The following is a 26,279-nucleotide window of genomic DNA, read 5'->3' as shown; positions in this document are numbered from 1 at the left end:
AGTACGAATGTCGCGACTTGTGTTTCCAATATTATTAATATTATTTGGTGTTATTTATTTAGTATTGACTTTAAATATACCAAAATCAAACATTGGTAATCCAAATAGTCCAATGTATTTTCCAATGTTAGTTGGTTTATTGCTATTGATAATGAGCATAGTTTATTTCTTTCAAGAGTTTAAAAAACGTCATGAAACATTTACAGCATATTCACAATTACTAGAGAGAAAAACATTTATACGTATCGTCTTAACAATTTTCTTAACAGTAATATACGCTTTAATATTTGAACGTCTCGGTTTTTTAATTTCAACAATTATATTTTTAGGCGCCATTATGTTCTTAATTAATGGATATAAAAGATGGTTACAAAATATTTTAGTTACGGTGATTTTTTCTGGCATTGCATGGTACACATTCGCACAATTATTGAATGTCAGCTTACCTTAAGGAGGATGATTAAAATGGGGATTGATGCAGGCAGTTTTTTAGAAGGTTTATCAACTGCGTTTCATCCGATGAACCTTTTATGGGTGCTTATCGGTGGATTTCTAGGTACAGTGGTAGGTATGTTACCTGGATTAGGACCTGCAACTGCGGTTGCAGTACTCATACCTGTGACATTCGGTATGGAGCCAGTAAGTGCGTTGATTTTAATGATTTCAATTTATTATGGAGCCATGTATGGTGGTTCCAGAAGTTCAATTTTATTAAATACGCCAGGCGATGGCTCAGCAATTGCAGCGACATTTGATGGTTACCCAATGACCAAAAAAGGAGAGGCTGGTAAAGCACTAACAATCTCAGCTATTGCTTCATTAATCGGAGGTATTACTGCAGTATTTGGTTTTATTATTTTAGCTAAGCCGCTGTCTGATTTTGCTTTAAAATTTGGTCCACAAGAATATTTTTTACTATTCTTATTTACACTTTCAGCGATTGTAACTTTGTCATCTGGGCAGATGGTCAAAGGCTTTATCGCTACGAGTATCGGCTTAATTATTAGTACAGTAGGTGTTGATTTACAAACAAGTATTTATCGTTTCACTTTTGATATTCCTCATTTAAGTGAAGGTATCAATTTCTTAGTCGTTATCATTGGTGTATATGCAGTAGCGGAAGTATTATATAATTATTTAAATTTACACGCATTGAAACCACCTAAAGCTGATGTAGGATCAATGAAATTATCAAAAGAAGATTGGAAAAAAACAAGAGGTGCTATGTTTCGACAAAGCCCTATTGGATTCTTAATCGGTGTTTTACCGGGCGCTGGTGGCTCTATTGCGGCAATGCTAAGCTATTCAACCGAAAAACAAATATCTAAAAATGGTAAAAATTTTGGAAAAGGTCAAATAGAGGGCGTAGCTGCACCAGAAGCTTCTAATAATGCTGCCTCAGTAGGTGCTTTAATACCTTTATTAACGATGGGCGTGCCGGGATCAGGAACAACAGCTGTAATTTTAGGTGCGGTAGTTATGCTAGGTTTACAACCAGGACCTTTATTATTTGCAAACGAACCTGAAACGATATGGACACTCGTTAATAGCATGTTTATCGGTAATATATTCTTAGTGATTTTAAACATTGCTTTAATAGGCTTGTTACTAAAGATATTACGCACACCGCCCAAAGTTTTATATCCAATTATTTTGGTGCTAGCGTTTATCGGTACATATACATTAGGTTATAGTATAACTGATTTCTATATTTTAATTATTTTCGGTATTGTTGGATTAGTTATGAAATTATTAGATTTTCCACTTGCACCTTTGATTTTGGCAGCAATTATAGGTTCAGATATGGAACAAAATTTCCGTAAAAGCTTGATAGTTAGTAATAACAATGTAGCAGATATATTTTTAGGGTCACCAATTAGTATCGTGTTATCATTGATGACTATTTTAGCGTTGTTTTATCCGCTTATTATTAAAGGATTCAAAAGAATGAAAGTAAAAAAATAGCATAAAGAAACCGTTCGTTTTTCAAGGCACGGAAACCTTAAATAGAACTTAATAAAAACACTATTTTCTAGGCTGCTAAACTCCTGAACTCTATAGGATACAAGTAGTCTAGTTTTGTTGAATCCTAAGTTTTATAAGAAAAATCTCCGAATAAATTCATTTCACACCCCCTTAATTGGGGCCTCAGTTCATCAATAAGGATCATCTTAGTGGTAATTATTTAAAATATTAATTAATTTTAGCTCTACTTTTTATTTTCATTCTTTTTACTTCGACTATTTTGCATTTTTCTCTCTAACTAACTGGCATCTTTTGTTGCTAATTTAAAATATATATTTAAGGGTATTATATTAATAATAGGTATCTAAATACTTATCAATAGGAGGTTAGTGTATATGTTTAACAATATATTATTACCTTATGATTTCGAAAATAATTTTAGTGCTATTCCTGATCATTTAGCAAAAATGGTTGATACAGATTCAATTGTTACAGTTTATCATGTTGTTGAAGAAGCAAATTTTGCAACTAATTTAGAAAATTACATTGAACATAAGAGTGATATTATTAGAGAAAAAGAAAAAGATCTTGCTCCATTTTTACACGAATTAGATGAAAAAAAGATTCAATATAAAGTAGAGATAGATTTTGGACCTGTTAAAGATACAATCTTAGAAAAAATTACTTCTGGAGATATAAATCAAGGTGAATACGACTTAGTAATTATGAGTAATCATAGAGTGAGTTTAAATATTAAACACGTTTTAGGAGATGTGACGCATAAGGTTGCTAAAAGGAGTGCGGTTCCAGTATTAATTGTTAAATAAGAATAAAGAGCATGGAAACCCTATTACACTAAGTATCATGTCCTAATTTTTTAATATATACTGACCTAACAATAACTATAATTTCATAAAGGTATACTCTCCCCACTCTCCCTTCAAAGTACGCGCTGAAAAAATGTGGTGCTTGAAGGGATTTTTTAATGTCCTAATATGAGGCTACCATTAACCTGTTTATTAATTAAATTTTATGAAAAATAATAAATTTTTGCATAATTTTCAAGAATGATGGTATATTACATGTAAGGGCTTACATGTATTGAAAAGGAGAGATTTTTCAAAGGGGAAATGATAGATAAAATAGTCTTATTAAATAAGGATAGGAGTCGCAAGTATGAAAATTATTCCGTTTTCAGATTTGAAAGACATCATTAATGAAGATGATGTGATAGCCCTAGCAGCATTATCAACGGCTAACTTACCAGCTGAAATTCTTAAAACATTAGTCGATCAGTATGATGAGTATCAAACACCTAAAGCCTTCACTTTTATGTTGGCAAACGATATTAGTGATTATCGTGGTGACAGTTATGATTTAGATTCTTTTGTCTCAAGAGGTATGATCAAACGATTAATTACAAGTATTATTACTGGTTCACCTAAGACAATCAATGCAATGCGCAATAATGGTATTGAAGCCTATTACGTACCTCAAGGTGTTATTACAACGCATTATCGTAGTAAAACATATGCTTCACCAGGAACAATTACTAAGATTGGACTTAATACAAATATCGATCCTAGATATTCTGGTGGCAAAGTAAATACACGTACGACAGAGGACTTAGTATCTTTAATTGAGATCAAGGGAGAAACATATTTAAATTATGATTTTCCAGAAATTGATGTCGCATTGTTACGAGGTACATATGCCGATACAGAAGGTAATATTTATATGACTCATGAAGCGCACCTTGGAGAGGGGTACAGTGTTGCAGCAGCTACACATAAGAATAAAGGTAAAGTGATTGTGCAAGTGAAAGCAGTAATCCAAAGTGGGCGTTTCAATCCGAGCGATGTATTTATTCCAGGTAAACTTGTAGATTATGTTGTAGTTAATAGTAATCCGAAATATCATAGACAGGTTGTCCAAACACAATATGACCCAGCACTTTCAGGACATTATCAGATTACTGAGATGCGAGAGCCATATATAGCATTAGGCACCCGTAAAGTGATTTTGAGACGTGCAGCTCAATTTTTACTTGAGGGAGACGTAATCAGTATTGGTTTTGGCATTAATAATGAATTGTCGAATGTTTTAGAAGAGGAGCAAGCCAACCATTTAGTTCAAACGAATATAGATACAGGCATTTTTGGTGGATTGATTAGTAGCGGTAATTACTTTGGTATGAACTACAATCTAAGTGCACGTATGAGACATGAGCTAACATGGGATTTTATTTATAACGATGGCATAGATGTTGCATTTCTAAGCTTTGCTGAAGTAGATCAATATGGCAATGTTAATGTATCTAAATTTGGAGACAAAATGAATGGCTGTGGTGGTTTTATTGATATTAGCCAATCAGTTAAAAGAATTGTTTTTTCAGCTTCAATGGTTGTTGGGGGTCAACTAAATTTCGCGAATGGTGAAGCCCAAGTGGAAACACAAGGTAAGTCACCTAAATTTGTAAAACAAGTTGGCAACATAGATTTTAATGTTGAAAATGCACAAAAATTAGCACAGGAAGTTTATTTTGTTACTGAACGCGCAGTATTTGAACTGACGGACAAAGGTATTAAATTAATTGAAATTGCACCTGGTTTAGATTTAGAACGAGATATTTTAGCAAATATGGAGTTTCAACCAATCATTTCTGAAGAGGTCAACATAACACAGAGTGATATCTATCAAAACACATGGGGAGGTCTGTCTCAGGTAATTAAGTCGGAAGATCGTATTTAAATTAAGGGGGAGAAAAATATGAATTACGACTGGATTAAAACGAGAGCAGTATTTGATGAAGAAAAGCCAGCAATTATCGATCCATTTAAAGGTACTGAATGGACATATCAAGATTTAAATAAACGTGCAGAAAATTTAGCAAATCATTTACAAGATCAAGGCATAGAACGTGGGGATGTCGTTGGTATTTTCTCACCAAACGATGTCGCTATACTAGATTTACTATTCGCTACATTCAAAATAGGTGCAGTATATTTACCAATGAATTGGCGCTTAAAAACACAGGAAATTGAAAGTGTGATTAAAGATTCCGATGTAAAATTGATCTTCTATTCAGCAAAACATTTATCAAGTTTAGAAGGCATTGCAGACGAACTTATTCATATGGATGTTGATTCCGAGCAATATGATGATATAGTGGATCCCAACAATCACCGTCCGTTCAAAACGGTAAATGTAGAAAAAGATGATTTAGCAGCGTTAATGTACACGAGTGGTACAACAGGATTACCTAAAGGCGTTATGTTTACGTATGAAACTTTCGTCAGTAATCCAATAAACACGGCGCTCACTTATAAAATAAATTCTACGTATAAAACAATTGTTTCGACACCAATGTTTCATATATTAGGCTTTAATGATTTGACGTTACCATTGTTAATGGCAGGTGGCACGCTGATTATACAACGTTATTTCAATGGTGAAGCACTGAATGATCTCATGGCACATTACAAACCCGATTATTTAATACAGATCCCAACGATGTATTATGCAATGTTAGTTGCTGAAAATTTTGATGTTAAAAATTTCAATAATATTGAATTCTTACTTCAAGGTGGATCTGCGCCACTACCAGCTGTGCAAAAGAAATTTAACAGCATGGGTTTATCTATCATTAATGGTTACGGTTTAACGGAAGCACCACTCACGATGGTTAATACACCAGAAAATGGTACTACAAAGCCTGGGAGTATTGGACAGCCCGTCATGTTCGTGGACTACCGCATTTTAAATGACGAATTTGAAGATGTACAAACTGGAGAAATTGGTGAATTAGCTATAAGGGGTAATAATGTTACACCCGGTTATTGGAAAAAACCTGAAGAAACAGCTAAAAATTTTATGGATGACTATTTCTTAACAGGAGATTTAGCAAAAATAGACGAAGATGGCGATATTTATATCGTTGATCGACGTAAAGAAATGATTATCACTGGTGGTGAAAATGTACTGCCTTCTGAAGTAGAAGCGGTCTTAGCAACACATCCATTAGTCGCGCAAGGTGTAGTAGTGAGCTATGAAAGTCCAAAATATGGAGAATCTGTTTCAGCAGCAGTAGTATTGGCTGAAGATGATCCAGACTTTGAACAAAAATTAGACGAGCACATGAGAGAACACATAGCTGGATATAAGATTCCGAGAATGTATTTAAAATTAACAAATATTCCACTGAACTCAACTTCAAAACCAGATAAGTTAGAGTTACAGAAGAAGATGAATAGTAAAGCTGACAAAGCGCGTCAACAAGGTGATGAATTAGTTTAAATAACTTATGTTTTATAAATTTTTTGACAAATTTTGTAAACGTTAACATTAAAGTGGAGGTTTTAATTATGCCAACAAAAGAAGAAGTAATCAAAGCACTATATCCAGAGGATATTTTAAGTATTGCGAAAGATTTAACTGAAGGAGAAGTTAAATTATTAAAACAGCTTAATGATATGTTAGAAGAAAAATATAGAGATTCAGTTAATGAGCATTGGTTAAATGCCACTGAACCAGAAGACTATTTTGAAGAATTGGGCAAACTAAACTATTTCCAAAATCCGTTACTATTTGAAGGTCGTGAAGGTGAAAAAACACCCAGCCAATTATTCCAATTCTTTATGTCTTACACAATAGCTAAATTTGATGTATCTTTAGCGACTTTACTAGGTGTGCATCAAGGCTTAGGTCATAATTCGTTTTGGTTTGGTGGTAGTAAAGAACAACAAGCTTATTATTTACCAAAATTACAATCACATGAATTACGTACGTGCTTTGCATTAACAGAACCAGAACATGGCTCTGATGTCGCAGGTGGATTAGAAACTACTGCAAAACGTGAAGGTGATCAATGGGTTATTAATGGGGAGAAAAAATGGATCGGTGGTGCAAATGTAGCCGATGTGATTCCAGTATATGCAGTAGATGTAGACACTGGTAAACCTAAAGGCTTCATTATCGAACCTAGCCAAGAAGGCGTAGAAATCGAACTTATTGAAAATAAAATTGCACTCCGTATCGTTCCTAACGCAAAAATTCGTTTGAAAAATGTTGTAGTCAAAGAAGAACAAAGACTGCAAAATATTAACAGCTTTAAGGATATTGCGAAAGTATTATATTCTACTCGTGCTGGTGTTGCATACATGGCAACAGGAGCGATGGCAGGCGCATTAAAAGCTACGACAGACTACGTAACGCAACGTAAACAGTTTGGTAAAGAAATTAGTAAATTCCAATTGATTCAAGAAAAACTAGCCATGATGCAAGGTAACTTAGCGCAGGCTATGGCAACATGTGCACAACTTGCACGTATGCAATCCAAAGGTGAATATGATGAAGTTGCAACATCAACAGCTAAAATGATGAACGCTTTGAGATTAAGAGAAACTGTATCAATGGGCCGTGGCGTGCATGGTGGGAACGGTATTTTAGCTGGAGAGTATGACATTGCAAGATTCTTTGCGGACGCCGAAGCGATTTACACATATGAAGGTACACATGAAATCAATGCACTCGTAATTGGCAGAGCAATCACAGGAGATTCAGCATTTATTTAATATAAAGCATGAACAATTGAAGATATAGAAAAAAAGTTGGAGGTTTTAGTATGACGATAAGAAAAGCAACTGTGTTAGGTGCAGGTACGATGGGTAGTCAAATCGCTGCGCTCCTTGTCAACGCAGGTTTAAAAGTAAAATTATTAGATATTGTGATTGATGAGAATGAACCTAATAAAATTTCCAAAAAAGCATATGAAATCATAACAAATCCAAAGCGTCCACAACTATTTGATTTAGCCTTTGCCTCAAATTTAACTTATGGCAATTTTAATGAAGATTTGGTGGAGCAAGATGACGCTGACATTTATATTGAAGCAGTAAAAGAAGAAGTGGATATTAAACATCAAGTTTGGGATAAAGTGAAAGGTGTAGCAAAAGAAGATGCTATATTTGCGACGAACACATCAGGTATTCCAATAGAATCGATTGCAGATGTATTTGAACCAAAAGATAAAGCCCGATTTTTCGGAATGCATTTCTTTAATCCACCACGCATTATGAAGTTAGTCGAAGTAATTCCAAATGAAAAAACGTCTAAAACAGTAGTGGCACGTGTGCAAACATTTGCAGAAGACGTATTAGGTAAAGGTGTCATCGTCGCAAATGATGTGCCAGGCTTTGTGGCTAACCGTGTCGGTACACAAACGATGAATGACATTATGTACAGAGCAGAAAACCAGGCATTTTCTATTACAGAGGTGGATGCTTTAACTGGTCTTAGTATTGGACGACCAAAAATGGGAACATATGGTTTATCAGATTTAGTTGGTCTTGATATTGCTATGACAGTAATTAAAGGCATGCAAAACGTGCCAGATGAACAACCATTTTTCCACGATGTAACACTATCGGAAAAATTAGCGGCAAAAGGTGCGTTAGGTAATAAAACGAAACAAGGATTTTATAAAAAAGTAGATAAAAAACGTTTTGTTTTTGATTCAGAACAAAATGACTATGTGCCACCACAAACACCACAATTAGAGATTTTGGGTAAATTTAGTAAAGACTTGGCTTCGAACTTAGATGTTATCTTTAATGCACAAGATGATGCTGGGATCTTTTTATGGGAAACATTGAGAAATAATTTCTATTATTCAGCAATTAATGTGCCTAAAGCAGCAATAGATTTTAAAGATATTGATCGTGCCATAGTATGGGGCTTTAACTGGAAGCAAGGACCATTCCAATTGTGGGACTTAATGGGCTTTGAGCGTGTGAAGTCACGCATGAAAGAAGAATTAGGCTTACTTCCAGATTGGATAGAACAACGCAATGAACCATTCTACAGTGAAGGTGAATCTATTGAACGTGTTACACCAGTAGCAGAGTATATTGACCAAGAGATTTGGGAAAGAGCAGATTCTAACTTATCGGTAGCAAATAAAGATCAATTGCTTTTAAAATTACAAAGTAAAAACAACGTGATTACTGATGGATTTCTTGATGATTTATTAGAATCTATTAACAAATTAGAAGATGAAGATTATAGTAGCATGGTCATTTATGCAGGCGGAAAAAACTTTAGTGTCGGTGCGAATTTGTATCAAATGAAAAAAGCACACGAAGAAAATCGCGTTGTATCCGAAGTAGGTGTCATGGTCGAAAAGCTACATTATATTTTCACTAGACTGAAACATGCATTGAAACCAGTTGTTACTGCAGTTCAAGGCAGGGCGTTAGGTGGTGGCTGTGAACTTGTACTTCATTCCCCGTTTGCGGTAGCTGCAAGTGAAACTTATATCGGGCTTGTCGAGACAGGCGTAGGCATACTACCAGCTGGTGGTGGACTCGCAGAATTAACGGATAGAGTATTGCGTACAAATCATAAAAAGAATGATAAACAAGATTCAATTACTAGAATATTAATGCAAGTTGGTTTCGCAAAAGTTTCAACAAATGCATATGAAGCAGTGAAATATGGTTATTTGAGAGAAACAGATACTGTGATCTTGAATACTGAAAGACGTGTTGAAGTTGCATTAAATAGAGCACGTTATGAATCAGAAACAAATTACGTGCCTACACCAAAATCACAATACATTGCTTTAGGCAAAGACTTTAAGGCATTAGCTGAAGGTCAGTTAGATGCACAACGTATGGGTAACTTTATCAGTGACTACGATTATGAAATTACGTTAAAAGTGGCAGAAGTATTAGCGGGCGGTGACATTCCACGTAACACATACGTGAATCAAAGATATATACAGACACTTGAAAAAGAAAGATTTTTAGAGCTTTTACAAAATAAAAAAACGTATGACAGAATTTCACACATGTTAGCAAAAGGAAAACCACTACGCAATTAATAATTGAGAGTAAAAAGAAAGGGTGAACTTAAATGCGAGATGCATATATTGTAGCTTATGGACGTTCAGCAGCTGGTAAGGCAAAGAATGGGGCAATGGCTCACGAAAGACCAGATGAAGTGGCAGCAAAAGTATTAAAAGGCGTATTAGAAAGAGTTGGAGGTTCATTTGATCCTAGCATGGTAGAAGACGTTATCGTCGGCAATTCATTTCCAGAAGGCTTGCAAGGACAGAATATTGCAAGAACGATTGCATTACTTGCAGGCATGCCAAACGAAGTACCAGGACAAACGGTCAACCGTTATTGTTCATCAGGTCTTCAAACGATTGCGCATGCAGCAAACCAGATTAACGCGAATCAAGCAGACATCCTTGTAGCTGGGGGTGTTGAATTAATGAGTGCAGTACCAATGGGTGGTAATGAACCAACCAACAACCCAATTCTACAAGATGAAGATTCAGGCGTTTCTTATCCAATGGGACTGACTGCAGAGATGGTAGCAGAAACTTACAATGTATCAAGAGAAGACCAAGATGCATATGCAGTACAGAGTCATCAACGTGCTACAAAAGCACAACAAGAAGGTAAATTTGAGGACGAAATTATACCGATTGAAGTGAATAAAGTCTCTTATGATCAAAATGGCCCAGTCGTTTCGAAAGAAGTATTTAAAGACGATGAATTAATCAGACCAGATACAAATAAGAAAGCTTTAGCTAAATTACCTACAGTGTTTAAGGCTGACGGTACAGTGACCGCAGGATCCTCGGCCCCCTTAACAGATGGTTCAGGGTTTGTGGTAGTTATGTCTGGTGAAAAAGTGAAAGAATTAGGCGTGAAACCAATCGCACGCTTTGTTGGTTTTAAAGCGGTGGGCGTAGACCCTAAATTAATGGGAATTGGTCCAGCATATGCGATTCCAGAAGCGTTGAAATTAGCAAACTTGGATATCAAAGATATTGATTTAGTTGAGTTAAACGAAGCATTTGCATCTCAAACATTAGCCTCTATTAGAGAAACCGGTTTAGATATTGAGAAAACCAATGTTAACGGTGGTGCAATTTCGCTAGGACATCCGCTTGGAGCAACAGGCGCGATGTTAGTAGGAAGATTACTTTCTGAAATGAAGAAACAGCCAGATACGAAATATGGCATGGTTACGATGTGTATTGGCGTTGGCATGGGTGCTGCTGGCATCTTTGAATATGTCAGATAAAAGTAGTTAATATGTAATAAATAACCCCTTAAGCATAATATAAATGTTTAAGGGGTTTTGATATGAGTTAAATAATTGTTCTGTGCTTAGTTATACTTTATACATACTAATAAACATCTCGTTGATAACGTTGATTTTTAATTAAATCTCTTAAATAGTCTTCTGCAGTATCTTGACTGTAATCACCATGTTTAATCAATACATTCACTAATGCTTGATGGACGCCTGAAGCCATTTCATCTTTATTTCCACATAGATAAATCGTAGCGCCCCCTATCATCCATTTATAAAATTCAGCACTATTATCTTCAATACGATGTTGAACATAAATTTTAGTTTCAGTATCTCTTGAAAAAGCTAAATCTAATTTACTGAGTACTCCGTCACTCAGCCAACCCTCTAAATCACTCTGATAAAGGAAATCTGTATGATAATTTTGGTTGCCAAAAATAAGCCATTGTGAGCCTTTAAGATCTAAGTGTGAACGTTCTTGTAGATAGGCTCTGTATGGTGCAATTCCTGTTCCAGCACCAATCATAATAACCGGTGTTGTTTCTTCATAAGGAAATTTGAAGTTTGGATTCTTTTTAAGATAAACAGGTATATAATCACCAGGTTGTGTACGTTCAGCAAGTTGAACGGAACAAACGCCTAGACGTTCACGGCGATGCGCTTCATATTTCACGACACGAACTGTGATTTGTACACGGTTTGGATTAACGTTGTTACTGCTTGCGATTGAGTACTCTCTTGGTGGTAACTTTCTTAATAATTGCGGTAACATTTTTGGTTGAAGTGATACAGGTGAAAAGTCTTTAATTAAATCGATGACATCTCGACCATAAATATAATCTTGAATCCAATCACTTTTTTGAACATTTGCGTTCAACATTGGATTGCTGAATAATTCAGCGGCACTGTTCATTAATGCAGGTGTTATTTTTGAAATTTCATAGTAATGTGTCAATGCATCTTTTAATGTTAATTGTTGTTCATCTTTATTAACATGAACAAGCGTTTCAGCATCCCAGCCTAAACTATCGATAAAGCGTTCAACAAGAGCAGGGTCATTTTCAGGAATCACTACTAAACTATCACCGGGCTCGTATGTTTCGTTATAACCTTCAAGAGATAATTCAAGATGTCTGACTTCACGTGATGCATTGGCTTCTGTCAGTACATTATTTTTTATCACTTCAGCTTGAAATGGGTTTGATTTAGAATACTGGCCATGAGGTTCTTCAATTGTGACTTCATCGTCTATCACATCATTTGAATCAGTGTTTGGGGAAATATTGGTCAATAGCTCTAGCATATCTGCGATCCATTGTTCTGAAGTTTCTTCAAAATCAAAATCACAATCTACTCTCTCAGCTAATCGATGACCACCAAGTTTACCAAAGATTTCATCAAAATCTTTACCTGCCTGACAAAAATCTGGGTAATTTTGATCTCCAAGTGCGAGCACTGAGAAGTTTAAAGCGTCTAATTGTGGAGCTTTATCACTGTGCATAAACTCATGAAAATCTATGGCACTAATTGGAGGTTCACCCACGCCCTGTGTAGAGCATATGACAAAAAGGTAATCTACATTTGTCAGTTCATCTAGAGGGAAATCATCCATCTCCGATAAATGAACGTTTAAATTATGTTCCTTTAATTTTGCTTCAAATTGATCGGCTACTTCTTCAGCATTTCCTGTTTCAGTACCGAATAGAATATGCACTTCTAAAGGTTCGGTTGTTGTTCTATTATCTTGTTCTTGGTTGAAAGGGATATTGGTTTCATTTAATTGCAAATCATTCACCTCGTTTTTTTATTGTATGAGGTTTGCGTAAACATCATGTCCTTAAATCATAACATCATTGAATTACTTTATTAATTAATTGAAATAGAATTAATGTTTTTGATTCTCTGAAATGATTTTGTTTATTTCATTTACATCTCTTTGTGCGCTTCTACTTTCAATAAACCAAATAATAAAATAAGTGATTGTATATATAATGATGAATACGATAATGATCGAGATACGGAGTGGAAACCAACCTGCTAATATGGTTAAAGGAAACATGACTATCAACATGACACTAAAGTGAATCGCTGTCTTTTTAAAAATTGAGAGGCGGTATGTGAACACTAAAAATGCACATATAAACACCCCAAATCATTCTTGGTAGGAAATGATTTGGGGCGTAATTTATATATTTTAAAAAGGAGATGTTGAGATATGAGAAGGGCTCAATTTCTTAATATCTTTTCATATTATAATAGCTAGGCTTTTAAGTTTGAAGATACTCGTGTATATCGAATAATAGCCATTATGGCGTAATAGCGAATACGCGTACCGGAAATCCTGGCGCGTCTTTAGGTTTAGGACTAATCGTGTAAATAATAGCGCCTCGCGTGGGTAGTTGGTCTAAGTTCGTCAACAATTCAACTTGGAATGTATCTTGACCTAGGACGAAACGTTCACCAATGATATCGCCATTTTTAGCTACATCTATTGAAGCATCGGTATCAAATGTTTCGTGGCCAATGGCTTTCACTTGTCGTTCTTCGAGTAAGTATTTTAAAGCATCGAGGCCCCAACCGGGTAAATGAAGGTTGCCATTGCTGTCTTTATTCTCGAATTGTTCGATGTCTTGCCAACGTTTGGACCAATCACTGCGTAAGGCGACAAACGTACCAGGTTCAATTATGCCATGGGTTGCTTCCCATTGTTCGATATTTGTGCGAGTTAAAATAAAATCTGCATTATCTGCTACTTCTTCTGAAAAATTTAAAACAACAAGTGGTAGGGCAAGTTCTTTTAAATCTAATTCATGTAAATAGCGTGTGTTTTCTACAAAATGAATAGGTGCATCAATATGTGTGCCATACTGGCTTACTATATTCCAATTTTGAACATAAAAGCCATCGTCTGCTACGTTATATAGGGTAGAAACTTTAGCACGTTCAAATTCACTGAAACATGGAATAGTTTCATCAAATGTGTGGGTCAAATCGACCCACTTTGATGATTTTAATTGTTCTAATTGCTCCCATAACGGATAACTCATGTGTATCACCACCATTTTTAATCGTTACACTGTTGCTGTGTTTGTTGATTTACGTAACTTATCAACGGCATTCACTAAGACACTTAATGCTTCTTTTACTTCATCTTCTTTACGTGTCTTCAATCCGCAATCTGGATTGACCCAGAATAGCGAACGGTCAATTTCTTGTAAGGCACGATGAATTGCTTCTGTAACTTCTGATTCAGTCGGAATACGTGGACTATGAATATCATATACCCCTAAACCAATACCTAAATCGTAAGTAATATCTTCGAAGTCTTTAATCAAGTCACCGTGACTACGAGATGTTTCAATAGAAATCACGTCTGCATCTAAGTCGTAGATTGCATGTATGATTTGTCCAAATTGCGAATAGCACATATGCGTGTGAATTTGCGTTTCATCAGCCACTGAAGATGTTGCAAGTTTAAACGATTGCACAGATTTATTTAAGTAGTCTTCGTGATATTCTGAGCGAAGCGGTAAACCTTCTCTTAAAGCGGGTTCGTCTACTTGAATAATTTGAATACCTTCATTTTCAAGTGCCAATACTTCTTCATTAATAGCGAGTGCAATTTGATCTTGTACTTCTTCACGCGGTAAGTCTACACGTTCAAATGACCAGTTCTGAATTGTGACAGGTCCAGTGAGCATACCTTTTACAGGCTTGTCTGTTAAACTTTGTGCATAAAGCGTCTCTTTCACTGTAAGTGGTTCAGCCCATTTCACATCGCCATAAATGATAGGTGGTTTCACCGCACGAGAACCGTATGACTGCACCCAGCCGAATTTAGTTACTAAGAAACCTTGTAGTTTTTCACCAAAGAATTCGACCATATCATTACGTTCAAATTCACCATGGACTAAGACGTCTAGACCAATATCTTCTTGAATTTTAATCCAACGTGCAATTTCATTTTTTAAGAATGATTGATAATTTTCATCTGAGATGCGATCATTTTTCCAATCAGCACGGTATTTACGTACTTCTTGGGATTGTGGGAAAGACCCAATTGTTGTCGTTGGTAAATCTGGTAAATTAAGACGTTTGTCTTGTGCTTGTTTACGCACTTTAAAAGCAGATTGTCTTGAAGTACGTACGCTCTCAAAATCATATTCAAGGTTTTTAAATGATTGATTTTGGAAACGTTCATAGCGTGCTTTTAATTCATTATATTTTTCAGCATCATTGTCATTAAATAGGCGTCTCAAGGCATCTAATTCTTCTAATTTTTCAGTAGCGAAGCTTAAACCTTCGGCAATTGAATCTTCAAGTGTTTCATCATCTAATGATACAGGAACGTGCAATAATGATGACGATGGTTGAATAACAAGGTCATTTGTATAATTTTGTAAGGTGTCGATGAGTTCTTTTTTAGCCTCAATGTCAGCAGCCCAAACGTTACGGCCATCGATAATACCTGCATAAAGTGTTTTGTTTTTATCAAAATCGCCAGCTTTAATTTGTTCAAGGTTAAAGTTATGGTCATGAATGAAATCTAACCCAAGCCCTTTAACAGGCAAGCTGTTTAAAAATTGTAAATTAACGCGTTCGAAATAAGTTTGTATCACAATATGTTTGTCTAAACCAGCATCAGCGAAATACTCATATGCTGCTTGTGTAATACTTTCATAATCTGCGCTGTCATCTGTCACTAAAGCAGGTTCGTCGATTTGAATATATTCAGCACCAGCATCTTTTAATGATTGTAGAACTTCTTTATATAAAGGTAACAGTGTGTTTACTTTTTCTTCGAAAGATTGGTCGCCGCCTTTAGATAATTTAACAAATGTAATTGGACCTACAATGACAGGATGTGCGTTTACATTTAATGATTTAGCATAGTTAAAGCGTTCTAATAAAACATTGTGATTAAGTCTCGGTTCAGCATGATCCCATTCTGGAACGATATAGTGATAGTTTGTGTTGAACCATTTAATTAGGGCACTTGCAACATGTTCTTTATTACCTCTAGCAATATCGAATAATAAATCATCATCTATGTCTCTACCTTGGAAACGTTCCGGAATAATATTAAAGAGTAAAGATGTATCAAGAATATGATCATAAAGTGAAAAATCACCGACAGGAATACTTGATAGATTGTAGTTTTTTTGTAGTAATAAATTTTCTTTATGCAAATCTGTTAATTGCTGATGTAATGTATCTAAATCTATTTTTTTAGACCAGTAACCTTCGATTGCTTTTTTCCACTCTCTTTTTCTACCTAATCTTGGAAAACCTAAGTTTGATGTTTTAATAGTCATAATATTGCCTCCTGTTTAGTTGAAGTAATTGATTTTGAATAAGCTGCAAGTTCTAATGTGTAATCTACTTTTTGGAATGGTGTAATTAAATACAAACCATTAAAATATTCATGTACTGTGTCAATCAGTTCTTTGGATAGTTTCAAACTCAGTTCTTTTGTTTTGGTTTTATCATCTTTAACAGCTTCAAATTGTTCTAACACTTCTTCTGATAATTTAATGCCAGGTACTTCGTTATGTAAAAATATTGCGTTATTATAACTTGTTACTGGCATAATACCGATAAAGAAGGGGACATCTAAATGTTTGGTTGTTTCATAGACTTCTTTAATTTTTTCAGTGCTATAAACCGGTTGTGTAATAAAGTAGTGCATACCGCTTTCTAATTTTTTCTCTAAGCGTTTTACTGCACCGTCTAACTTTCTTACATTTGGATCAAAGGCACCTGCGATGTTGAAGTTTGTCTTCGTCTTCAGCGCATCACCATCTGTGTTGATTCCTTGGTTGAAACGTAACGCAATTTCGGTTAAACCTTTGGAATTTACATCGTATACGTTCGTCGCACCGGGTAAGTTGCCTATCTTAGAAGGGTCACCTGTAATAGTTAATATTTCATTGATGTCTAGTAGTGATAATCCTAATAAGTGTGATTGCAATCCGATAAGGTTACGGTCGCGACAAGTGATATGCACTAACGGTTCGATATCGTATTGTCGTTTAATAATGCTTGCGGCAGCAACATTGCTAATCCTTACGGTTGCTAAAGAATTGTCTGCTAATGTGACGGCATCTATATTGGCATCATCAAGTTTTTTGATATTTCTGAAAAATGTATCTGTGTCTAAGTGCTTCGGTGTATCTAATTCAACTATAATCGTCGGACGTTGCTTTACTTTCGATGTTAGGCTCTGAGATTGTGTTGATTTAGATGAAGTACTCGTATATTTTGTAATCGGTATTACATTTTTATTTGCTACAGGTTTCAAATCAGTTATGGATGATTTAATGAATTGAATGTGTTCAGGTGTTGTACCACAACAACCACCAATGAGACGAACACCTTCATTAATAAGTTTCTGTGCTACATTGCCAAAATACTCGGCGTTGTCGCTATATTTGAATTGGCTGTTTTCTATATCAAGCAAACTTGCATTGGGATAGCATGACAAGTATGCGCCTTCGGGTAATTCAATATGTGAGAATGACTGTTGCATATGGTGGGGGCCATGATGACAATTTAATCCCACAATATCCGCGCCGCTTGCCGAGACTTGTTGTAATGCGGTATTAATTTCTGTACCATCTCTTAAATAATTTGTATTCAGAGCAGTGAGTTGCGCAATAATCGGTATATCGTGTTTACGTTTTGTCGCTTTTATAATATTTGTAAGCTCTTCTAAGTCGTAATAAGTTTCAAAGAGTAAACCATCTACGCCAGATTCTACTAAAGTATCCACTTGAAGTTCTGTATGATATTGAATTGCAGATAACCCTAAATCTTCTTGTTTAACGCCTCTAAAGCCACCTACAGTACCTAATATGAATGTGTCATCTTTTGCAGCTTCCTTGGCGATTTTTACAGCAGATTGATGAATTTCTTTCACTTTATGTTCTAAGCCAAAGTCTTTTAATTTTTCAAAATTTGCGCCATACGTATTAGTCTGTATAATATCTGCGCCAGCTTCAATATAAGAACGATGAATATGCGCTACTTTCTCAGGATATGTTAAATTGTATGCTTCGGGACAAGTGTCAAGACCTTCAGAGTAAAGAATGGTTCCAATAGCGCCGTCAGCTACTAATATGTTGTTCTTCAGTTTGTCGATGAGTTGACTCATTGAAAGCCTCCTTAATTGCGTAATTTAAATCTGAAATTAATTCATCTGCAGATTCTAAACCAACACTTAATCTAAATAATCCAAATGTAATGTTACGTTCTTCACGTACTTCTTTAGGTACTGCTGCGTGTGACATTGTAGCTGGGTGCGAAAGGATTGTTTCTACGCCACCTAAACTTACAGATACAAGTGGTAATGATAATGCGTCTACAAATGCTTGTGCTTTAGTTTCGTCTTTTAATCTAAAGCCTAGTACTGCACCGCCATGACGTGCTTGTGATAAATGTAAGGCATCATTTCCCGGGTAATATACTTCAGCAATTTCATCGCGTTGAGCTAAGAATTCATAAAGTTGTTGAGCGTTTTCCACAGATTGATTGAATCTCACTGGCAATGTTTTTAAATGTTTGGCTAAAGTCCAGCTATCGTGGGCAGATAATGCTGTGCCTGTGCCATTTTGTAGTAAATATAGTGCGTCAGCTACGCTTTGATTATTAGTAATTGCTACACCGGCAATAATGTCGCTATGACCACTTAAGAACTTCGTTGCACTATGAACAACGATATCTGCACCAAGTGCTAATGGCGATTGACCAAGTGGTGTCATAAATGTGTTATCGACTGCAAGTAAGAGTTGATATTGTTTGGCGATGTTAGCTGTACCTTTAATATCTGTAATTTTGAATAATGGATTAGATGGTGTTTCCACGTAAATCAATTTCGTATTGTCTTGTATCGCATCTTCTATCTCATTTAAGTTTGTCGTATCTACTGTTGAAAATTGAATGTTAAAACGTGTTAATATCTGCTCAGTTAGTCTGAATGTGCCACCATAAACATCATCAGGTAGGATAACGTGATCGCCAGCATTTAACGTAAGTAATACTGCTGAAATTGCGGCGATACCTGAAGCATAAGCAAATGCGTGACTACCGCCTTCAAGTTTGGCTAATTTTTCTTCTAATAATGCTCTGTTAGGATTACCACTTCGTGCGTAGTCGTATTTTGCATTGCCACCTAACACTTTTTGATGAAATGTAGAAGAATCATATAACGGAGGGTTCGCCGAATCATAATCTGTACCTCTATGTGCATCGAATATTACTTCTGTTTCTTTTGATAAACTCATGAAATCACTCCTTGGTTAGATTTTTGTAATGCTTGTACGATGTCTTTTTCAATATCTTCATAATTTTCAATTCCAATAGATAGTCTAAGTAAATGTTCGTCAATGCCGCGTTTGTCTTTTTCTTCATCTGGCATATCTATATGTGTTTGTGTATATGGGAATGTTATGAATGTTTCAGTACCACCGAGACTTTCGGCGAATAAACAAACTTCTAAATGTTCTAAGAATTTATCAGCTTTATAGGCTTTGTTTAAACGTAAGCTCAACATACCAGTACGTCCGCTATAAAGTACTTTATCAACTGCATCTAAGTTACTACATCGTTCTGCGAGTAGTTTAGCGTTATATTCTGAACGATCCATTCTGATGTGCAGTGTTTTTAAGCCACGCTGTAGCAAATAACTATCGAAAGGTGATAATGTAGCACCAATCATATTGTGTAACTGTGCTAAATGTTCTGCTAGCGCATCATTATTCACTGTGACAACACCAGCAAGTACATCGTTATGACCGCCTATATATTTTGTAGCAGAATGTAAGACGATGTCTGCACCATCTTCGAGTGGTGTTGAAAGATAAGGTGTTAAAAATGTATTATCTATAATTGTTAATAAATTGAATTTTTTACTTAAGATATAGTAAGGATCGATATCTACTTCTATCATTTGTGGGTTAGAAATCGGTTCTATAAATAGTGCTTTTGTATTTTCGGTAATACTTTGTTCTACTTCTTCATAATTAAGGAAATCTACATATTTGAAATGAATACCATACTGTTGCTCGTAAAAATCAAAAAGTCTAAATGTGCCACCATATAAATCAAAAGATACCAATATTTCATCACCAGTTTTAAATAAGTTACAAATAAGTTGAATTGCTGACATACCACTTGAAGTTGCAAATGAAGCAGTACCTCGTTCTAGCTTTGCAAAGGCTTCCTCAAATGCTGAGCGGGTTGGGTTTTTTGTTCTTGTATAGTCGTAACCAGTTGATTCACCTAAGTGAGGATGTTGGTATGCTGTTGATAAATAGATTGGGTTTGCAACTGCGCCTGTATGATCTTGTGACAAAGCAATTTGTGCTAGTTCAGTATTTTTCATAATAGATAACCTCCTTTTAAAAATAAAAAAAGCTTCCGTCCTTTAAACCCGAATAATCGGATGTAAAGGACGAAAGCTTAGCTCGCGGTACCACCTCTGTTTGTTACTTTATCACTAAAGTAACCTTAACCAGTACGCCAAGTTGTTGAATAGGCAACATAGACTGAATAGTGACATCGTATCTTCGTTGAAATTAAAAAACTCATCTTATATGAATAAAATGAGTATTAACGAAATATACGACGCGTGGATTTAATCCAGTACGCCATTTAACAAAATGTTAATACTGTATCGCTATAACGGGCGATCCCGTTGACACCTCATATTGGTATCAACACTCAAAGGCCATTTTCAAACTTTCTTTCCGTGTCTTCTTTCAGCGAACAAAGACTCTCTGTGTCAGCAGTGTAAGTTTTACTTTCCCTATTACTGTGTTTCGTATGTGCAATTCGTATTTGATATACCTTAGATTACACACCAAAATACTTTTTGTCAACAACTTATCTGAAAATTTAGATTAAACAAATTATTTTCTACGTATATTTACTGTCATGAGAGTGATGATATACTGTGAATATATTAAATGCATAAAGAGATATTGGATGATGAAAGTAGGTGTATGACAATCGAAAATTCAAAAGATCATAGATTGCAATTAGAAGAAGATGCTCAAATTCAACAAGTTAAACTCACGACTATTAAAGCCAATCCTTATCAACCGCGTAAAACGTTTGATGAAGAGCGTTTAAATGACTTAGCAAAATCGATTAAACTTCACGGCATTTTACAACCTATCGTATTAAGAAAGGCTATTACTGGTTATCACATTGTTGTAGGTGAACGACGTTACCGAGCGGCAAAAATAGCAGGGTTAACAGAAGTTCCCGCAATTGTTAAAGCATTAACTGATGAAGATATGATGGAACTTGCCATTATTGAGAACTTGCAACGAGAAGATCTCAATGTCATTGAAGAAGCAGAAAGCTATCGTCAATTAATGGATGATTTAAAGCTAACACAACAAGAAGTTGCGCAACGTTTAAGTAAATCTAGACCTTATATTGCGAACATGCTACGCTTACTACAATTACCTAAAGATGTATCGAATATGATAAGAGAAGGTACATTATCTGGTGCCCATGGGCGTACCTTATTAATTGTAAAAGATATACAAAAAATGCGTCAAATCGCTAAGAAAGTCTCCGGGGAGTCTTGGAGCGTGCGTTATTTAGAGCAATACTTAAATGAAAATTATAATAAAAAAAGTACAAAGACTAAAACACAGCAAGTAGCTACAAAACCTAAGTTTATTCAACAACAAGAAAGACAACTTAAAGAACAATATGGTTCAAGTGTTTCTATTTCTGCGCATAATAAAAAAGGAAACATCACTTTTGAGTTTAAATCAGAAGCTGAATTTAAAAGGTTAATTCATCAATTAAATGAAAAATATAATAATGAATAACTTACTTCATATGTAAGGAATTAAAACACTAAAAAAGGACAGGTTGAATTTTGAATTCAACCTGTCCTTTTTCTATCAATATTTCGTATTGTAGTGCATGTTTCCCATAGAAGTCTTTCAAACAATATACATAATCCATATGATCCTATTATTTTTTATAGACTAATTTACCGTCACAAATCGTTGCTTCAATTAAGTTGTTATCGAGTGTTACATCTTCCTCGAGAGGATTACGATTCAGTATGACAAAATCCGCAACATGACCAACTTTAATTGTGCCCTCATAGTCTTCTGTATGATTTAAACGCGCTGCATCTGCAGTCATCTTTTTGTATGCAGAGCTGCGAGATAAACGCTGGTGGGCACCAAGTATCTCACCGTTTTTAGTTTTTCTATCAACAGCAATTTGAATAGATTCTAAAGGAGAAATTGGTGTCACTGGCGCATCAGTATGCAAAGTAAACACCATGTTTTCATCTTCTGCCCATTTAACCGGATCTAAATTTTGCGCTTTGTCATTGCCTAAAAAGACGTCACGGTGTAAGTCACCAAAATAATAAATATGATTAATAAAGAAAGAGCCTCCAATATGATGCTCTGCCATTGCTTTAATATCTGAACGCGTTACTGTTTGTAAATGTTCGACTCTATTGCGTAAAGGGTTTGTTTTATAATCTGCTGTACCTTTATAAGCTTCAATTACAGATTGAGCTGCATCATCACCATTTGCATGCGTAATAATATTAAAACCTAATTGCTGAAAATGTTTGAATTTTTCTGTCATCACTTCTAGTGACATTAAAGGTTTAGGTGGTGTTGCCCCATCTAAGTAACGCCCTCTTATAGAAGCAGTTTGTAACTGAATAGATCCATCATTAAAGAATTTTACGCCACCTAAATGACTCATACCGTCACTATGTTGTTGAAAAGTATGATCAAGTGTTTCAGCATGAACGTTTTTAAATTCAGGATGTTTTTCCAATAATTCATGTGTAATCATCCATCGTGTACGGATACGTTGAGGTGCGTTTAAGAATGTTAGTATGCCTTCGTAGTCTGTGTATCCATTACCGCCGATGAGTAAATCAGAGGTGTTCGTTATACCATTTTTTACATAATCATCAATTGCTAGATTCATACTATAAGTGAAACTATCTGCTGTAGCTTTAGGTAGTGCTGCTCTTAATTTAACCATAGCTGGCAATTCAATAAGCACACCGTTGACATTGCCCTCAGAATCTCGTTCGTAATAACCACCTTCTGGATTATCGTCTGTTAACTCAATCCCCATAACTTCAAGTGCTTTGGTATTTACAGTAGCCATATGACCAGAGTAATGCATAATAACAATCGCAGTATCCTGAGAAATTTGGTCTAAATCAAAGCGATTTGGATGACGTTGTTCGGTTAAAGCTTTTTCATTATAACCGTAACCTATCAACCAACCATTGTGAGTTAAGCTACGCTTATTGTCATTAAATTTATTAATTAAGTCCGTGATGTTTAGAATGTCAGAATCAGCACAATCTACCATTAATTTTGTTGATCCATAACCTGTTGGGTGACTGTGCGTATCTATAAATCCAGGTGTAATCCAGTGTTGTTCCAAGTCTAGTGCATTGTCATCTTCTACAATATCTACTTGTGGCACAATGTCAGAGATGACACCGTCATTTAATATTAGCGTCCCTAAAAATGGTTTGTTATCTTCCATGTCCAAAATCATTGCATTTACTATTTTTGAAATTTTCAAAGTAAAGCCTCCTACGTGTCTTTTGTATCCCTTACACATACTATTCTTGAAGAAAAGTAATTTCAATTGATAACATATTTTTTAGAGAGAATTTATTAGTTTGAAATATAAGTTTTTAAGTATGATAACTCTTGAATTCATGTTATATACATTTTTTATTTTTAAAAAACGAAAAATAGTTACAAGTTTATGAATGTAGAATGTGAATGTTCTGTGAAATAAGTTTGAATTCATTGTAAGTAAGAGAAGTTCATATGATAATGTGGATATACAATAAATTAGGAGGTACGATATGTTAACTCAAGAAGAGATAAAAACAGTTAAAGAAACAGTGCCATTACTAAAAGATAAAGGACAAACAATTACCTCAATTTTTTATAAGAGACTCTTTGAACAACATCCAGAATTAAAAAATGTATTTAATCAAACTAACCAAAAACGAGGATTACAATCTTCAGCACTTGCAATGGCTGTATTAGCAGCAGCTGAAAATATCCAAGATTTGTCACCGATTGTTCCAGCGATTATGCCTGTTGTCTATAAACATTGTGCATTACAAGTCAAACCCGAACATTACCCAATTGTTGGTGAAAATTTAATATGGGCGATTGAAGAAGTGACTGGTCTTGAAGATGAAGATCCAATTATCCAAACATGGATTAAAGCTTATGGAGAAATTGCTGATGCGTTTATCGGTTTAGAAAAAGAAGTATACAGCAATATGGCTTGGGATGGCTTCAAATCATTTGAAGTTACAGAGATCACTGAAGAAACTGAGATTATTAAAGCATTTACAATTAAATCAGAGGATATTGATTTAAGCCAATTTGTTCCTGGTCAATATATTACTGTAGATATTACGAGTGAAAAACTACCTTACCAAGCTAAGAGACATTACTCTATCGTTGATGGTGGTAAAGACTTCTTAACATTTGGAGTTAGAAAAGACGTTACTGAAGAGCATGAAGGTGAAGTATCAACAATACTACACGATGCAGTGTCAGTTGGAGATACATTAAGCTTATCTGCGCCAGTAGGTGGTTTTGCTTTAGCGAATAAAGAAAACAAGCAATTGTTCTTAGGTTCAGGTGTCGGCGTTACACCACTTGTTTCTATGTATAAAGAAGCAGTTGATGCAGGTTTACAATCAACTTTCTTACAATCAACATCTAATGCGCAAAATGTCGCTTTTGAAAACAAATTAAACGATATTTCTAATCAGTCTTCACTTGCACGTTTTGACACACATTTCCGTGATGAAGACGGCTTTATTGAAGTAGCACAACTACAACAATATGTGGATAATGAAACAGAAATTTATATTTGTGGTGGTAATTCATTCTTAAAAGCAATGATTTCTGAATTACAAACAATCGGTATACCAATGGATAACATTCATTTCGAAACATTTATTCCAAGACTTAGCTTTTCAGCATAATTATTAAATGAAAATTGAATTTATTCATGAAGTAGCGCCAATGACATTTAATTGTTATTGGCGCTTTTGTCATTTGATTAAAAAATAAATTACGATCTTATAATAATTAAAATAAGAAAATATTTTTTTAAAAAATAAGAAATGCTTATATAACGCATTTTACAACGTTGTTAACGGAAATTACATTATTATAATTATTATTTAAAAATAATTATCGAAAACATTTTAAACACGCTATATAAAGCGCTTACATTTAGTAAAATTATACTGTATTCAGAGGAAGTTATAGTTTAAAAGTACGCTTGACATAAAAATTTACAATGAGTAAAGTATGTATCATAATTATTTTCTAATAATTCTAAAGACTAAAAATTATATGAATTTTAAATATAGAACATTAAAGAAAAGGGGATGAACCCATTAATGTCAGAGGAAAAAATAACATATGAGCATTTTAAAACCGACGCATTTCAGGCATTAGATATTTCAGATGAAACAAAAGGCGCACGTCAAGTGATCGCATGGGCATATGAAACCTATGGTGATTCCATTGTTTATGCATGTAGCTTTGGTGCGGAAGGCATGATTTTAATTGATTTGATTTATAGTGTTAGAAAAAATGCTGAAATCGTATTTTTGGATACGGATCTTCATTTTCAACAAACCTATGATTTAATCGATAGAGTAAAATCTCGTTATCCAGAATTGAATATCAAACTTAAAAAGCCAAAATTAACGCTAGATGAACAGTCAGACCAATTCAATTCAGCACTTTGGAAGAATGATCCTAATCAATGTTGCTATATACGTAAAATTAAACCGCTAGAAGAAGTGTTAGCAGGTGCTACAGCTTGGGTTTCAGGATTACGTAGAGAACAATCACCAAGTCGTCAATTTACAAATTATGTAAACAAAGATGAAAGGTTTAAATCAGTAAAAGTGTGCCCGCTTATTCATTGGACGTGGGATGATGTATGGCACTATATTAAAAAGCATGATTTACATTATAACGAACTACATGATTTTAATTTTCCGAGTATTGGCTGCATACCTTGTACATCAGCTGTTTCAGCTTCTGGAGACACAAGGGAAGGTAGATGGAGTAATTCTAACAAGACAGAATGTGGTCTCCATACGACTGAAAAACCATGATATAGCTTAAGAT

The 26,279-nt window shown here is 35.0% G+C and carries 19 protein-coding genes and 1 other annotated feature; of the genes, 11 read left to right on the top strand and 8 right to left on the bottom strand.

Annotated features, from left to right (window positions below; genetic code table 11):
* Positions 1 to 7: 7 nt before the first annotated feature.
* From ACA31_RS00660 to ACA31_RS00625, 8 genes are all read left to right on the top strand, one after another.
* Complete coding sequence (locus tag ACA31_RS00660) at positions 8 to 451, top strand: tripartite tricarboxylate transporter TctB family protein (RefSeq protein ID WP_057511465.1); 444 nt, start codon at positions 8 to 10, stop codon at positions 449 to 451.
* Positions 452 to 465: 14 nt separating this feature from the next.
* On the top strand, positions 466 to 1,965 hold the full coding sequence (locus ACA31_RS00655; RefSeq protein WP_057511464.1) for a tripartite tricarboxylate transporter permease: 1,500 nt from the start codon (positions 466 to 468) through the stop codon (positions 1,963 to 1,965).
* 395 nt (positions 1,966 to 2,360) lie between these two features.
* Entirely contained in the window at positions 2,361 to 2,792 is a 432-nt protein-coding gene (locus tag ACA31_RS00650) for a universal stress protein (protein WP_057511463.1), read from the top strand.
* 349 nt (positions 2,793 to 3,141) lie between these two features.
* Positions 3,142 to 4,716, top strand: coding sequence for a fatty acid degradation protein FadX (gene fadX / locus ACA31_RS00645; protein ID WP_057511462.1), 1,575 nt, complete (start codon positions 3,142 to 3,144; stop codon positions 4,714 to 4,716).
* A gap of 18 nt (positions 4,717 to 4,734) precedes the next feature.
* Positions 4,735 to 6,261 carry a long-chain-fatty-acid--CoA ligase FadD gene (gene fadD / locus ACA31_RS00640; protein ID WP_057511461.1) on the top strand — a complete coding sequence of 509 codons (1,527 nt, stop codon included), beginning with the start codon at positions 4,735 to 4,737 and terminating at the stop codon, positions 6,259 to 6,261.
* Between the two features lie 68 nt (positions 6,262 to 6,329).
* Positions 6,330 to 7,538: an acyl-CoA dehydrogenase FadE gene (gene fadE, locus ACA31_RS00635; RefSeq protein ID WP_057511460.1), complete on the top strand. Its 1,209-nt coding sequence runs from the start codon at positions 6,330 to 6,332 to the stop codon at positions 7,536 to 7,538.
* Between the two features lie 50 nt (positions 7,539 to 7,588).
* Positions 7,589 to 9,847: a 3-hydroxyacyl-CoA dehydrogenase/crotonase FadB gene (gene fadB / locus ACA31_RS00630; protein WP_057511459.1), complete on the top strand. Its 2,259-nt coding sequence runs from the start codon at positions 7,589 to 7,591 to the stop codon at positions 9,845 to 9,847.
* Positions 9,848 to 9,879: 32 nt separating this feature from the next.
* Entirely contained in the window at positions 9,880 to 11,064 is a 1,185-nt protein-coding gene (locus tag ACA31_RS00625; protein WP_057511458.1) for a thiolase family protein, read from the top strand.
* A gap of 106 nt (positions 11,065 to 11,170) precedes the next feature.
* Here ACA31_RS00625 and ACA31_RS00620 read toward each other — a convergent pair whose 3' ends face one another.
* From ACA31_RS00620 to ACA31_RS00595, 7 genes are all read right to left on the bottom strand, one after another.
* Positions 11,171 to 12,871: a diflavin oxidoreductase gene (locus ACA31_RS00620; RefSeq protein ID WP_253721344.1), complete on the bottom strand. Its 1,701-nt coding sequence runs from the start codon at positions 12,869 to 12,871 to the stop codon at positions 11,171 to 11,173.
* A gap of 90 nt (positions 12,872 to 12,961) precedes the next feature.
* Positions 12,962 to 13,222: a DUF3021 family protein gene (locus tag ACA31_RS12980; protein WP_301335842.1), complete on the bottom strand. Its 261-nt coding sequence runs from the start codon at positions 13,220 to 13,222 to the stop codon at positions 12,962 to 12,964.
* A gap of 160 nt (positions 13,223 to 13,382) precedes the next feature.
* On the bottom strand, positions 13,383 to 14,123 hold the full coding sequence (locus ACA31_RS00615; RefSeq protein WP_057511457.1) for a cyclase family protein: 741 nt from the start codon (positions 14,121 to 14,123) through the stop codon (positions 13,383 to 13,385).
* A gap of 24 nt (positions 14,124 to 14,147) precedes the next feature.
* Positions 14,148 to 16,394, bottom strand: coding sequence for a 5-methyltetrahydropteroyltriglutamate--homocysteine S-methyltransferase (metE, locus tag ACA31_RS00610; RefSeq protein ID WP_156393376.1), 2,247 nt, complete (start codon positions 16,392 to 16,394; stop codon positions 14,148 to 14,150).
* Complete coding sequence (locus tag ACA31_RS00605) at positions 16,388 to 18,229, bottom strand: bifunctional homocysteine S-methyltransferase/methylenetetrahydrofolate reductase (RefSeq protein WP_057511455.1); 1,842 nt, start codon at positions 18,227 to 18,229, stop codon at positions 16,388 to 16,390. Before ACA31_RS00605 ends, metE begins: the two co-directional genes overlap by 7 nt.
* Positions 18,183 to 19,358, bottom strand: coding sequence for a cystathionine beta-lyase MetC (metC, locus tag ACA31_RS00600; RefSeq protein ID WP_057511454.1), 1,176 nt, complete (start codon positions 19,356 to 19,358; stop codon positions 18,183 to 18,185). Before metC ends, ACA31_RS00605 begins: the two co-directional genes overlap by 47 nt.
* Positions 19,355 to 20,458, bottom strand: coding sequence for a PLP-dependent transferase (locus ACA31_RS00595; RefSeq protein ID WP_057511453.1), 1,104 nt, complete (start codon positions 20,456 to 20,458; stop codon positions 19,355 to 19,357). The genes metC and ACA31_RS00595 overlap by 4 nt, the downstream gene beginning before the upstream one ends.
* A gap of 62 nt (positions 20,459 to 20,520) precedes the next feature.
* Positions 20,521 to 20,897: a binding site (T-box leader), on the bottom strand.
* A 180-nt stretch (positions 20,898 to 21,077) separates the two neighbouring features.
* Here ACA31_RS00595 and ACA31_RS00590 point away from each other — a divergent pair.
* Positions 21,078 to 21,923, top strand: coding sequence for a ParB/RepB/Spo0J family partition protein (locus ACA31_RS00590; RefSeq protein ID WP_057511452.1), 846 nt, complete (start codon positions 21,078 to 21,080; stop codon positions 21,921 to 21,923).
* A 148-nt stretch (positions 21,924 to 22,071) separates the two neighbouring features.
* On the opposite strand, the gene ACA31_RS00585 is transcribed toward ACA31_RS00590, so the two are convergent.
* On the bottom strand, positions 22,072 to 23,676 hold the full coding sequence (locus ACA31_RS00585; RefSeq protein WP_057511451.1) for an amidohydrolase: 1,605 nt from the start codon (positions 23,674 to 23,676) through the stop codon (positions 22,072 to 22,074).
* Positions 23,677 to 23,968: 292 nt separating this feature from the next.
* Here ACA31_RS00585 and ACA31_RS00580 point away from each other — a divergent pair, with 292 nt between their 5' ends.
* Positions 23,969 to 25,114 (top strand): globin domain-containing protein, encoded by a 1,146-nt coding sequence (locus ACA31_RS00580; protein ID WP_057511450.1) that lies wholly within the window; start codon positions 23,969 to 23,971, stop codon positions 25,112 to 25,114.
* Positions 25,115 to 25,537: 423 nt separating this feature from the next.
* Positions 25,538 to 26,266 (top strand): phosphoadenylyl-sulfate reductase, encoded by a 729-nt coding sequence (locus tag ACA31_RS00575; protein WP_057511449.1) that lies wholly within the window; start codon positions 25,538 to 25,540, stop codon positions 26,264 to 26,266.
* Positions 26,267 to 26,279: the final 13 nt, after the last annotated feature.

Source organism: Staphylococcus sp. NAM3COL9 (genome assembly GCF_001431205.1).
GTDB lineage: Bacteria > Bacillota > Bacilli > Staphylococcales > Staphylococcaceae > Staphylococcus.
This window is presented reverse-complemented; position numbering and strand designations above follow the sequence as displayed.